Below are 13576 nucleotides of genomic sequence, written 5' to 3'. Positions count from 1 at the left end.
ATCTTCGTGTCGGACGAGGCCGGGGGCGCGGTGCTGGCCTTTTCGGATGGCACCGACTGGCGGCGCGTGACCGACCGGGCGGCGATCTCGTGACCGGCCCTGAAACGCTCACCGCAACGACTGGTCCCTCGGCTCGCGCCGGGGGGCCTTTTTCGTGCGCGGGGCGGGAGCGGCGCGGGTCGCGGGATTTCCACGCCTCTCCGTGCCCCGGGCCGCTACTTCGCCCTCGTTCCGGGGCGTGAAGATCGTCTGACGGCACTGCCTTTGAGGGTCTGAGCCTCTGCCGCCAGGCTGCACAACTGTCTGGCCGGTCCAGCGCCAAGGCGGCGATCGTTATCCCCCCACGCCAAGCCGTTCGGCCACATCCTCGAACCCCGGATCGGCTGCATAGATGCGCTCGAACTGCCGGCGCGCGCGGGCGCGCTGGCCGGTTTCATGGTAGAGCACCGCCCGGTCGTAGCGGACCTGATGCAAGAGCCCGTCGGGCCGGTCCTTGCGGCGGCGGTTGGCCAGCGTGAACACGTCGATGGCGGCATCGGGCAGCCCCAACGCGTCGAGCGCACGGCCGCGATAGAGCAGGATCGCCGTGTCGACCGGGGTCTCGTTCTCCACATGCACCGTGGCGCGCACCACCCGGTCCATGAGGGCCCGATCATCGGGCGTGTCGAGCGCGAGTTCCACGAAGGACAGGAGCACCACCGGATCGGTCGGGTCGAGGTCCATCAGCCGCTCGACATGCGCCATGGCGTCGTCATGGCGGCCCTCGATCTGCGCGATCTCCAGCAGGGCCAGCCGTGTGCCGCGTTCGCGCGGAAGGATGTGGGCGAAGATATCCTCGGTGATCGGCAGACTGGCTTGCGCGGCGATCTCGTATTTCTCGAACAGCGCGCCGAGATCGGCGAGCCGATCCAGAGCATGGTCAAAATGGGCCTTGGCAGCGCCGAACTCCTCACAGCGCAGCCGGATCAGCCCAGCCATCCAGGCCGCATCAGGCAGATCGCGCGCCTCCTCGAGCGCCGCCAGCGCCGCCTCCTGATCGCCCTCGTTCAGCGCGCGAAGGCCGTCGACGAAGCGTTTCTCGTCCGCCGGGGTGAAAAGCCGCTGGAAGAACCCAAGGGTCAACCGGTCCTGCGCCGCCACCTCTGGTGCAGGGGCCGCGCCGCCGCGGCCCGCCCGCTTGCGATCATGAACGGTATAGAACAACCCCGTCCCGGTAAGCCCTGCCGTCGCCCGATTGCCGCGCGGGCTGATGGTGTATTTCGCGCCCTGCGGCCCGATAGACAGCGAGGCCGTCGACTTCGACAGGTTCAGGGTGACGCCCGGGGCGAGGCGGATGCGGCGCCAGAAACGGAAACTCACGCCGCACCGTCGGCTGTCGTTATGGGCACATACGTCACGTAGAAGTTCTTGACCATACGATGCTCTTGAAGCCGATCACCAAGGTTGAACCCGTCCCGCTTCACTGGTGGCTGGAAAATATCGAGCCCACGATCAAGTACGATCTTCCAGCCCGTATCGGTGACAATGTCCCGGGCATGGGCTGAGCCGCTGTTGTCGAATGCCCAGGTGAACTCGACGCCGGTTCCTGTGCAGGCTTCCGTGATACTATCGAGAAGTTCCCGCTGCCGTATAAGGTTGCCGTCATCTGGGCCAGTCACCAAGTGAACGGCTACCTGATCCTCTGGCGCCTTGCGCCGGATGACCATTTCGACAAATTCCATCATGTTTCGGATCTGATAAAAAATTCGAATGTATGGATCGGTTACGACAATACGGGTCGCGCCATCGATGTACGGGCCGAACAGCTTGTCATAGCTGACCCCTTTTCGATTTTCGGAGAAAACGTGGTGACCTTCTTCTGGCTTAGAACCGGGCACCACTGCAGTAACACCGGTAGTCTCGATGACCTCCTCATCGTCAGGCTCGACCACAACGGGATCTCCCCTCTCGTCCGACTGTGTCTGCTGTTTCGGATCTTGAGCTGGCTTAAGTTGATAGAACTGTGGAAACTCATCCTCCTCGACTGTTCGGACATGCGTTTTCTGGCCGTCAGGTCCCCGAAAGTAGAACTCCACCGGCGGATAAGTCGGATCGATCCGGAAGAGTTGATCCTTCACCCGCTTGCGGCATTCCATTGCAAGTCGCAGAAGTTCCTCGACCTCATCAGGGGTTTCCCCTCCGTTCGGGAATATCAGCTTCAGAAGGCCGGACACCGTCTTGCTGACGGCTGTTTCATCTCGTTCTGAAATTCCCTTACCGAACTCGAAATGCGCGCGCGCTCGGTTCGAGAAATCCTCCTGCCGAAGATTGCGAAGAATTTCAGCGAGATAGTCCACGATGAACCCGAAGTTCGAAGTGAACATTTCACCGCGGATAACATCAACTTCCCACCCGGGAAGGTAGGCATGGAGACGGTCGATGAAGGCCGAGTCATGGAACTGGGCAGGGAGAGCCTCGAACAGGTCGCTGTTCTTCAGCATGAAGGGCACGTTGTGATCGGTATTGCCCACGAAGGCGAAACTGGCCTCGGCCCCCATTGGACTGACGCCTCGGGAGAAGGTCTTGTTGGCCATGTAGTTTTTCATGATGTCGACAAGAGCCTTGTTCGCCTTTTTTTCACGGCCGGCGAATTCGTCGAACGCAACGACATCCCAGTATCCCACGAGGCCGATCCGGCCATTTGAATTGTTCACGAACAGTTTTGGAACCGTGACTTCTCCCCCTGAGATCAACTGACCATGCGGCGAGAACTCTGAATAGATATGGGACTTGCCCGTTCCCTTGGGGCCGAGCTCGATGATATTGTAGTTTCGCTCCACAAAGGGGATCAGGCGCATAAGCTGCAGGAGCTTGCTGCGCCGACCGAACGCCTCGGGGTTGAGGCCGATCGACTGCATGAGAAGGTCGATCCACTCATCCTTGGTGAATCGTCCGCGGGCTTCCTTGTATCCTTCGTAGTCCACCTTGGCGATCTGGATGGGCTTGATCGCGTCGAGGATCCAAGGCGCGGTGCGGGCGTCTTCGGAGAACTCGTACTGGACGTCGGCGATGCACCAGACCCCGGTCACGAGGAGCTTGGGATGTGCCTTTACGGTGCCGCTATCCACCGCAACTTTCTTTATCCCGAGATTGTCGAAAGTAGCCTCGTAGCTGTCGGTCTTCTCATTCAGGCTCACACTGATCTGGTCGATGACCTTGTAACGCCCCTTCTCCTTGATTGTGGACTGGATCAGGCCGGCTTCGTTGCGATGCACGTAGTGCTTGCGCAGGATGTCCTTGACGGTCTCGATGCCGGTCGAGATTGATGTCTCGTCATCGGTCGCACAGTACTGGCCCAGCAGATACTCGAGTACATAGGTGGGAACGATGGCGTTGCCCTTGACGGCCTTCACGAGGTCCTTGCGGACAACATAGCCCGCAAACTCCGTGTTGATTTTTTCGTCTAACGTGCCCATCCCGCCTCTCAGAAATCGAAATCCGTTGTAATTCCGCGCCGCAGCTGGAACCGGTGGCTGGCGTAGTCCTCGAAATGCCGGGTCTTGCCGACACGCTCTCGCAGCTTCAGGAAAACGTCCTGGTTGTTGAAGTTGTCGGCCTCGCGGGACAGCAGGAACTTGAAAGGTTGCTCCCTTTCACGCGGGTTGTCGGACGCGAAGTCGAAAACCAGATCGTGCTCGTCTGAGATTAGGGTGCCATCCATGGCGAAAATTCCGGCAGACAGCTCACGTTGGTGCAACTTTTCCGAGACGGGCTGCGCCTGATAGAATGTGACGGCAGTCTGCCCCGATGAGATCAGGCTCCGGCCCGGCACGATTATCTGGACCTCCACCTTGCCGATATCAGCCTCGCGCTGTTTGCCAACGCGTAGCACCGGCACGATGGTTTCCTGAAGGGTTGCGCCTCCGTGGACGAAGCGGCTCCCAGCCCCCTTGACCCGCATTCGGTTGATCGAGTTCGGGATCAGAATGTCGACGTCTCCGGACAGCCCCAGGTCATTGGTCCGGAACAGCTTCATCCCCGCTGTCTCGTTGAGTGCTCGACCGATCACGAACCTGCGGTTCTTGACCAGGATTTCCGCGCCGGTTGGATCGGCGACAGAATACTCAGCATCGTCGAGCGCCCTGTGCTGGTAGAGAAACCCGTGGTCGGCCGTGATCAGGATGTTCGAGAAGTTCGCAGTGGTTAGCTTCCGGACAAGCTTGGTCAGGTCCTCGATCGCGTCTTCCGCTGCCTCGGGCAGCCGCTCCTCGGTGGCGAGTTTGTCACCCATTGCGTCTATGCGGTTGTGGTACAGATAGAGCACGTCGTGGTCGCGGAAGATCTGTTTTCCGTCATCCGCCTTCAGCGCCATGAAGGCGTCGGCCTTCATGGCTTTCACACGATCCTTTTCGCGGCCGCGGCCGAGCACCTTTTCCCGGTTCACGGTGCCTTGGGTCGGCTCACCGAATGAGGAGACGCTGGAATCCTCTGACAGGGTCAGGTCCTTGTTGGGCAGCAGCGCCGCCATGCCCAACTGCGTGTAACTCGGCAGCGCCCCGATAATCGGTTTCAACTCCGCGTCGAACCGGTTCAGCTTGCGGATCTCGCGCAGGCACTCCTCGGCCACCTCGTAGCGCAGGGCGTCGGAAATGATCACAACGACCTTCTGATCGCGCCGTCGGAAGTCTGCCACCTGTTCTCGGTAGAAATCGACCTGCCGGGGAAATCCTGGCACAGCCCACTCGGACAGCCGCGCCACCTGGTCTTGCCACGCGTCATTCACCGTCAGCAGGAAGCTGGTCGTGTACCTGTTCTCGACGCTCTCGAAGAGCGCGCCCAAGAGCGATGCCTGCCCGCTCTTCTGCATGTGGTAGATGAACTTCCGGTAGAGCTGATCGAGCTTGTACCAGCTCACCACATATCGCTGCACGCCCTCCTCGGGGCTGGTCATCCCAAGGTTCGCCTCGGCCAGAGCCTGCTGGAACTCGGTGGCATAGCCGATCGCCTGGTAGATATCCGCATAGGTCCCGTACCAGTGGCTCTGCCGACGCGCGCGGACGGTCTTGAGCACATCCGCCGAACTCACCGTCTGTTCCGCCATCGCCGAAACCAGCGAGCGGATCACGTGGCGGTCGATCTCTTCGAAATGATCTACGCCATGGAGGGCGCGAACCTCGCGGTTTGCCAGATCCTCGGGGATCTTCAGGATGTCCTGATACCGCTTGCTCAGCGTCTCGAAGGCCTCGCCCCAGTGGCGGTTGTTTTTCCAGCGGCGGAAGACCAGCAGCGCTTCCGGATTGAGCGCACCATCCTCCTCCAGCGCGCGGTGGTAGGCCGACTGGAACAGGGTGATCGCGAAGTCCTCGAAATCGGGCTCGTCGGGCGCATAGCCATAGGCGTTCTCGACCTGCTTCCAGAAGAACTCGGATAGCCCGGCCCGCTCCATCAGGCGCATCGCGTCGTCGCGGCCATCGGCCAGTTCGCCCAGCAACTCCTCGATCACGGTGTCCAGCGCGCCATCGGCGCCGGCGCAGACGGCCAGCATCCGGCGCAGCACATCCGTCTTCGTGTCCGACGGCGTGATCAGCCGCTTGAGATGCTCGATCCGGTGCCTGGAGCGGTAGAACTCCATGTGGTCGCGCACGACATCCTCGAACTGGGCAGGGAGCCCCAGCTCGGCCAGCCAGATCGCCGCCTGGTCCGCCTTGAACACCGCATGGGCCAGCTGCAGGTCCAGCAGCCAGTTGTCGGTCATCTCCGGCTCCGGGCCCTCGTGGAACGCCAGGAACCGCTGCTTCGGCTCCTGCCGCAGCATCCGGTATTTCAGCCCGAACTCGTTGTTGGCGATCTCGACCTTCTCGACCCCGTCCAGATCCAACGCCTCGAACGCGCTCCGCATGTCGCGCGCGGCATCGTACCAGAAGACGATCCGGTGCTCCTCGAACAGGCGCTTCAGTCCGTTGGCGATCCGGTCGCTCATTTGCTCAACCCCGGGATCTTCTTCAGGGCCGTGCCGAACTTCGGATAGTTCGCCTTTACCCCGTCATCGAGGTCGATCTCGATCTTCTGCTGAGCCAGCGGGAAGACGACCTCGCGCTCCCATTCGTGCAGCTCGTCGATCTGGGTGGCGAGCCTGCCCGCCTCCCTCACCGCCTTGGTGCGCTGGCCTTGCGTGGCGGTCGGATCGTCGGCGAGCTTGTCCAGCCGCGTGCGCTCGCCCTCCAGCTTGGTGATGAACTCGCGCAGGTAGTCGTTGAGCAGGACCGACACCGTGTCGGGCCGGTAGCGGTGCATGTAGATAAGCGCGTTGAAGGTCCCCTTGGGGCTGGAGAACATCCAGTAGATCGGGCGTTTCTTGTAGCGCTGGACATGGGCCGCGTAGAAGTCGCGGGTGAAGTATTTGCGGATGTCCTTGCCCAGGGAATCCTCGATGAACTTCAGGTTCGCGCGGAAATGCGCCTCGCCGAAGGTGGTGCGCAGGAACAGGCGGAAGCGTTCGACGATGTCGTCGGGGAACCAGTTCTCGTCGAGCACAGGGATGACGTTGTCGGCATCAGGCATGAAGCTCGGGTTCGGCACGCGGGCGAGGTAATCCTCCAGCCGCTCGCCCTGATTGGCGAGGATCAGGCCCGGCGCGTCGAGGCTGTAGCGGCCGAACATGCAGCCCACGGCGTAGCTGAGGAACTCGGCCATGGTGTCGGCGAGGAGGCGCTTTTCGCGGTCCTCTTCGGAGCCCTTCACGCCATAGCGATAGGCGGGGTTGCAGGTGAGGGTGATCTCCTCGATCGGCACCTCGGGGGTCAGCTCGTCAGCCAAGCCATAGGCGTCGATGAAGATGCGGTTGTTCTCTTCCTCAAGCCGCTGCATCTCATCCGTCATGCCCTGCCAGTGGGCGCGCAGGCGGGCATAGGTGGCCTCCAGCGTCCCGGCCCTATGATCGGGCGAGAGCAGCGGGAGCGAGGTGAAATCCCAGGAGGTTTCGCAGGCGTCCCAGTCGGATTTGGCTATCGAAATGAGTGCGTTTGCTCGGAGTTCAGCCAGTGAGCCTTTTTCAAGGGAGAGGGCAGCGGGCAAAGCACCAATCGTGCCAGGAAGATAGTTGAGCGTGGGATTCACGAGCGGCAGCAGGCAGGTTGTAATCTTCGAGCAAAGTAACCCCACAACAGCCGCTTCTGATGTGTTGCCCGCTGAAAAAGCATTTGCTGAGGCGTCATTGAACAGAAAGCCATCTGGCTGAATGCGAGCGGAGATTGGGCCTGTAGAGATCTTCGTCCAAGTCGCTGCACCACGAAAGACTTTGTCCAGATTGAAATTGTGAGCCAGTGTGCGCGTTCCTGAGGAGTGCATTCGGGATTGCAACTCATGCCCATCATTCGACCAGTCAAGAAGAGTATCATGGTTGCCATACCATTTGCGATACTCGCCGCCCTTAGACTGAGGGAACCATTTTTTCCCACTGGTCGAGGCAGATTTCCTGTCCAAGCCGATGCCAACATTTGAGAACGAAACTTCTGACCAATTTCTAATGTACCGGCTGTTATCGCCGGTAATCAGGCCGATCCTTGTATCCACTTTGTCGGCGAGTGGGGCGTGCGCCGCGAAGGTCTGAAGCGCTTCAGGGGTTGACCAATAAGAGATCGGGCTGCCGGGAATAGAGTTGAAAGCGGTAGAGGGCACCCGGTACTTCCCATCAATAGAGGCTCGTTTCAGTGCCTCCATTTTTTCACGTTCGTTGCGGCCGTCCACAAGCCGAATGAAATCTCCAACGAAAGAGCTATCCGCCCCTTTCCGCGCAACAAAAGCTACCGTCGAAACCACCGAGCCACCTATGGAGTCGAAACCTCGCTCACCAACGTGAGCAAGTGAGAGGATTGTCGCGCTACTCAGAAGATCAGAACGAAGTTTCCCGAAAGCAGAAAGAAACATCCAAGACTGCATGTTAATCATCGACAACACGCCGAGATCGCGACAGAGGCTCATTCCGCGGACCATGAACATGGCGAAGAGGTCCGCCTTGGCCGAGGGAAAGTTTGCAGCCGTCCACGACTTGAGTGCTGGATTCAGACCGCTTGCGCCAGCATACGGCGGGTTGGCCACCACTACGTGATACTTCGGCGACAGCGCCTCGGCCATGCGCAGCACGGCGATGACGCGCTCCTGCACTTCCTTCAGCAGCAGGTCGCTGCCGAAATCCCGCGCCTGCGCCACCCGCAGCGTCTCTGCCGGATCGCGCAGTTTCGGCACGATCAGCGAGCCGAAGTTCTTGGCCTGCTCGAACTGCCCCAGCGTCTGGCGCAGCTCATCGGTGAACAGATCCTTGCCCACCACGGCGGCCACGTCTTGCATCTCGGCAGGGGTAAAGCTCACATCCTGCAACACGCAGATGTCGGGCTTCGCCTCCATACGCAGGAACCGCCGCCGCCCCAGCCGCGCCGCCGCCTTCATCGCCAGCGCAAAGGCGGCCAGCGCCCCGGCGCGGTCGTCGATCTCCACCCCTGTCAGGTTGTGCTTCAGGATCAGCGCGGGGATCCTGTCGGCCTCATACCCCTCTTCCTCATAGATCGCGTAGAGCAGGTCAAAGGCATAGGTCAGCATATGCCCCGACCCGCAGGCCGGATCGCAGACCTTGATCTCTTCCGGCTTGCCGATCTTCAGGAAGTCCGTCTCGGGCGCTTCCGGCGCGATGTAGTAGTCCATCCGCTCCGCCAGCTTCGACCCCGGCCGGTTCAGCAGCCACAGGCGGCCCAGCGAGTTCTCGACCAGGTAGCGGACGATCCAGTGCGGGGTGAAAAGCTGGGTAGCGGCCGGGATGTTCTCGGCCGTGATCTTCTGGTTCTTCTTAAGCCCCGCGAAGACCTGATCCTTCTTCTCCGAGATGTAGAACTGGTAGAGCCAGCCGATGATCTCGACGTCCCTACAGGCGTCATCCGTCATCACGCGGCGCAGCTCGGCCAGGATTGAGGATTGCGACAGCAGATCCTCGGGCATCAGGAGTTCGGTGTAGTCGTCGATCTTCTCGAACAGGAACGGCATGTGCTTGTGCCAGCCGTTGCAGGCGTGGACGAGCAGGAGGCGGTAGGCCTCGCCCTGCGGATCGCTCGACGGCGTGCGCCCGTCCAGCAGCGCCGCGATGCCGCCCGGCGCGCCTTCGGGGATGTTGCCGGCCAACGCCTCGGTCAGGATCTCGGGCCGGGTGGCGCCGTCGGCCGGGGAGACCACCCGCACCTGCGTGTAGCCATTCGCATCCATGAAGCGCAGGGCGGTGAAGCGGTTGAACCAGGTGTAGGCGACCTTTTCGATGACCTGGCTGCGTCCGTCGCGACGGATGGCGTTTTCCAGATCCTTCACGGCCCGTGGGTGTTCGCGGCGCGCCGGCGCGCCCTCGGCCAGAACGAGATCGAGCTTCGAGGTGACCTGATCGATGAGCAGGTTCCGCGCCGCCTGCGCGAAGGATTTGAGCGCGTTGGTGTCCATCACACGATCACTTTCTTGCCCGCGTGGATCTCGGCCAGCAGGGTCTTCTTGAGTTCTTCGACATAGGCGTCCACGTCCGCGTCGTCGGCCAGGTACGGCTTGGCGAACGTCACCTTGACCTGTGAGGCATTGACGTAGCTGGGCGGCTGCGGGGCCGGGCCGGGGGCCTCGTTGACGCCGCTCGGCGTGGGGCGAGGCGCGGGGCGGTTCATCCGGTCGATCTCGCCGATGACCTCCGCCAACAGATTGTTGCGGATGTCGTTGGACCTGTCGCGCAGGACAGGGATGAGGTCGACCCGGTCCAACCCCGTCTTACGGGACGCGATCCGCGCGGTGATCTGTTGCTGGCTCGCCTCTGGCAGCGCCTGGAACTCCGCCATCTGGGTGACCTTGGCCGCGACCTCGTCCACCGCCGTCTCGACGGCCTTGCGTTCCTCGAGGACCTTGTGATCGACCTTGGTCTTCAGCTCATAGAGATCGGTCTTGAGCAACTGGATCGCGGTGCCCTTGTAGCACTCTGGATCGTTCAGCACGCTGCGCAGGGCCTGTGCCGCCTCGGCATCGACATAGTCGAGGTTCGCGCCCTGCCGCGTGAGCGTGCCCCGCGCATCGTCGTAGATGCCTTTCTGCGCGCCGGCCATGAAGGACTTGATCTTGTCGTAGACGTCCTCCCTGGCGTCCAGAAGTTCATCCTCGGCCTTTGCCGGCTCGGTGATGTACCACACCGCGGGTTTGCCCTTCATGGCCTTGAGCCGGTCGCGGAATGTCTCCAGCGCCGTCATGAAGGGGTAGTCGTGTTTCTGGCGCGTGAGGTCATCGACCTCGGCCTCCAGCTCATCGACACTCGCCGCCCACTCGGCGCCGATGCTGCGCGCATCGGTGCCCCCGGCGGGCTTCGAGAAGAGTTCTTGATAGAGATCTTTCGCCTTGCGGATCTGGGCGGCACTGAACTCGGCCTGCGGGGTGAGCAGGATATTGGGCAATGCATGGCTGTTGGAGAGCGCCTTGGCCAGATCGAGACCTTCGGTCACTGTGCTGTCGACCCGCGCCTCGATCTTGCCCTTTGCGACCAGGCTGCCGGCGAGACAGAGCACCGCCGTTATTGGCCAGCCATAGGGTTTCATGGTGAAGCGCTCGGTCAGGTATTTCGCCGAGACCTTCACGCCGTTGCGCGCCTGCGCGTTGATGAAGCTGAGCACATCCTGTTCGGCCTCATTCACGCCGCCGCCATCCTCGCCGAACAGCCCGCTTTCCGCTTGGACGGCCTTGTTGATGTCCGCCTCGGTATAGCTGACACTGCGCAGCATCGGCAGGTTGGTATAAACCTTGTCGACAAGGCTTTGGAACGCCTTGAGGATCCGATCCTGCGCATCCTCACCGCCGATATCCAGCTCATCCCCGCGCACGAACATCCGCGCGGCGCCCATGAGTTTGCGCAGTCGCATTTCGAGGTCTTTCGCCCGGCGCGCGTTCTGTTCCCCTTTTTCCGCCACGATACGATCGCGCCCGGGCTGGGGCGAGCCGCTGCGCGCTTGGCGTATGAATTTGTCGGTCTGCTTGTAGAGAATGAGGTCCCGCACGAAGGTCGCATCCGCTTTCATCAGAATGACCAGCTCCTCGTGGGACATACTCTTCATCCGCACTGCTTCAGCGTGATCAACTTCATCGCTGAACGGAGAGATTAGGTTGATCGACAACTCGTACTCCCGCCCAACAGCATGATCATCCAGCTTGCGAGTGAACGGATAGTCGCTCCCGGTGGCCAGGTGCTTGATCTTGCGGTGACGCAGGACCGTGTCGAATGCGAGTGTTTCGAGTTCTTTTGAGACCTCTGACGGATCAACGTCGAGCCCCTTGATCTCGGCTTCGACGTCCTTTTCCTCGTTCGTCAGGAACTCATATACGTCGCCATTGCGCTGGATCAGCGTGTTGCGCTCCAGAACGCCCAAAGCCTCCTCGATCTGGCGCTTTTGCTTGACCAGATCCGCGTCGAACTCCGAAAGGAGCAGAACGCTTATATTGCGAACGGACGGCTTGAATTCCTTCACGTATTTTAGAAGGAACAGGACCTTCAAAACGCGAACTGCAAAAGGATCGTCGAGGTTCTGCTCAGCAATCTGGATGCTCTGCTGCACTGATGATTTCAGTGCCGACCGGATCCCTTCAAACATCAGATCGAAGGTCGCTAGCCCGCCGATCGGCTGCTCCTTGAGTTCTTTGGCCACCTGCTGGAAAACGCCCAACATCGACCGCTCCCCCACAGAGCTGTGCCGCCCCTCAAATGCGTTGTGCTGCGACAGTCCAGTGATGGCCATCTGGAACAGCGTGTATTGATAGGGCGGGAACGGATAGCTGGAGATGAAGTGATCGCGATCTCGATAGTTCTTGAGCTTGATCGACCCGTCAGCAAAATCGAACAGCGTCTTGAGATTGTTCTCCTCGCGATCGTGCAGGTTCCCGAGGGTCACCGCTCCCCTGTCGGTCTTGGCGAGGAGACGTTTCTGGATGACCTCTGCCACATCGGCGGAGTTCAACGGGATCCGGTTGCTGAAACGCGCCTGGATCTTCGAAAAGTCGTTCTCCTGCCGCTGGGTGAGATCTCCGATGACCGAGGACATTTCCTGCTGCGCGGTAACGATGATCCAAGCTTGGCCTTTGCATTTCGTGTTCAGGCTCTCCGCGATCGTCTGCAGGTTTGTCATGAGCTTGACGTTGTCGGCGATATACTGCCCGACCTCATCGACGAAGAAATTCAGCCGGAAATTCGGTTCTTGCTGATCAATCCAATCTTTCACTGTTCCGGCAAAATCCTCGATCGAGACACGCGTATCCTTGCGATACTGAGTGAGGATGTCCTTGGCGTCGGCCGGATCGCCCCCGGTGACCTGCGCGAAGGCACTCGCGATGTTCGGAGCTTCCAGCAAAGCCTGTTCCCGGCCACGTTCCCAGGGCTTCCCGGCAGCTGCCTCGAACGCGTCGCGGAAGGCGCTCAATAAGCCGCGCCCGTGAAGGTCCCTCTCGAACTGCGCGATATGCGGTTGCTTGCCGTAGAACCCGCAGGACTCGTCGAAAACCTTCTGGAACACCGAAAGTAGCGCGTCGACATCGGTCTTGGAGATGACATCGGCCTTCTGGTCGATATTGAACAGGATTGACCGGGACGGGATTGAGACAGCCTTTTGCAGCGCCCCGCTCAACATAGGCTGGTCTTTCAGCTTATCACCGAAGATGTCGGCAGCTCGGCGCCCATCCAGCTCGCGGTTTTCCAGCACGAGGGCCAGCATCTTCAGAAGATGCGATTTGCCCGATCCGAAAAAGCCCGAGATCCAGACGCCGTTCGATGTGTCGTAGTTGTTGTACGCATGCAGGAAGTCTTCCAGCCGCCGGGCGATCTCATCGGTAATGACATACTCGTCCAGCTCCACGCCTAGGCTGGCCTCGTCGTCTGCCTTGATGACACCATCGATGGGGCGATCAACCGGCTTTTCGAAAATGTCTTGGAGTAGCTCGGTCATCGGATCAGACCTCGTAATTCAGGATGTTGAAGGCGCGGTAGTATTTGTCGTCGTGCAGACGACCGAAGAGATCGAGCGAAGCGCCTGTCGCGAGTTCATGCGTGTAGCTGCCAGGGAAAAACAGGACTGTCGGGGCGTCTTTGGCCGTGCTCTGCAGGTTGTTCAGTACGTTGTGCGACCGGATATACGGGTAGACCTCACCCACGCCGGACAGGAAGATCACGTCGTGCGGGCTCGCCTCGATCGCGGCGCCGATTTTTGGGATCAGGTGCGCATGCGGGTCTAGCACCCCCTGGAGCAGCTCTTTGAGTTCAGACTTCTCGGTGGTCTGTTCCACCTCGATGATCTGATCTAGGATGTCGCGTTCACGAAGGATCTCGATGGCCAAATCGTAGAGGCTGAGATCCAGCACTCTCACGCCGGCATGTTCGGCCCGGGTCACGAGGTCCCGGCGGTCGTCCTCCACTCCGACCGCGAACTCTGCCGGAAACGGACAGATGAAGAATGGCACCTCGTTGCCCAGCCCCTGTTTTCTGAGAAACCTTTCGCTGGTCACGACCCGGTAGAGATGCTCCGCCTGGTCCTTTCTGTTGAACACTCTCTTCACA

The 13576-nt window shown here is 60.5% G+C and carries 6 protein-coding genes; all 6 read right to left on the bottom strand.

The window, feature by feature from the left end:
* Window positions 1-333: 333 nt before the first annotated feature.
* Genes ACH13J_RS07325 through ACH13J_RS07300 form a run of 6 tightly spaced genes read right to left on the bottom strand, consistent with a single transcriptional unit; the run spans window position 334 to window position 13575 of the window.
* Window positions 334-1359, bottom strand: a complete 1026-nt coding sequence (locus tag ACH13J_RS07325) for a DUF4236 domain-containing protein (RefSeq protein WP_397542668.1) — start codon at window positions 1357-1359, stop codon at window positions 334-336.
* Window positions 1356-3455 carry a BREX system Lon protease-like protein BrxL gene (gene brxL, locus ACH13J_RS07320; protein ID WP_397542667.1) on the bottom strand — a complete coding sequence of 700 codons (2100 nt, stop codon included), beginning with the start codon at window positions 3453-3455 and terminating at the stop codon, window positions 1356-1358. The genes ACH13J_RS07325 and brxL overlap by 4 nt, the downstream gene beginning before the upstream one ends.
* Window positions 3456-3463: 8 nt before the next feature.
* Window positions 3464-5959 carry a BREX-1 system phosphatase PglZ type A gene (gene pglZ, locus ACH13J_RS07315; protein WP_397542666.1) on the bottom strand — a complete coding sequence of 832 codons (2496 nt, stop codon included), beginning with the start codon at window positions 5957-5959 and terminating at the stop codon, window positions 3464-3466.
* Window positions 5956-9453 (bottom strand): BREX-1 system adenine-specific DNA-methyltransferase PglX, encoded by a 3498-nt coding sequence (gene pglX, locus ACH13J_RS07310; RefSeq protein ID WP_397542670.1) that lies wholly within the window; start codon window positions 9451-9453, stop codon window positions 5956-5958. The genes pglZ and pglX overlap by 4 nt, the downstream gene beginning before the upstream one ends.
* Entirely contained in the window at window positions 9453-12968 is a 3516-nt protein-coding gene (brxC, locus tag ACH13J_RS07305) for a BREX system P-loop protein BrxC (RefSeq protein WP_397542665.1), read from the bottom strand. The genes pglX and brxC overlap by 1 nt, the downstream gene beginning before the upstream one ends.
* Before the next feature lie 4 nt (window positions 12969-12972).
* Window positions 12973-13575, bottom strand: coding sequence for a DUF1788 domain-containing protein (locus tag ACH13J_RS07300; protein WP_397542664.1), 603 nt, complete (start codon window positions 13573-13575; stop codon window positions 12973-12975).
* Window position 13576: the final 1 nt, after the last annotated feature.

It is taken from the genome of Roseovarius salis (assembly GCF_044472985.1).
GTDB classification, from domain to species: Bacteria; Pseudomonadota; Alphaproteobacteria; order Rhodobacterales; family Rhodobacteraceae; genus Roseovarius; species Roseovarius salis.
Note: the sequence above shows the minus strand (reverse complement) of the source record. Positions and strands in the feature narration are given on the sequence as shown.

Coding starts and splice junctions, on each gene's coding strand:
- brxC (WP_397542665.1), bottom strand. CDS start 12,968: ATGACCGAGCTACTCCAAGACATTTTCGAAAAGCCGGTTGATCGCCCC.
- brxL (WP_397542667.1), bottom strand. CDS start 3,455: ATGGGCACGTTAGACGAAAAAATCAACACGGAGTTTGCGGGCTATGTT.
- pglZ (WP_397542666.1), bottom strand. CDS start 5,959: ATGAGCGACCGGATCGCCAACGGACTGAAGCGCCTGTTCGAGGAGCAC.
- pglX (WP_397542670.1), bottom strand. CDS start 9,453: ATGGACACCAACGCGCTCAAATCCTTCGCGCAGGCGGCGCGGAACCTG.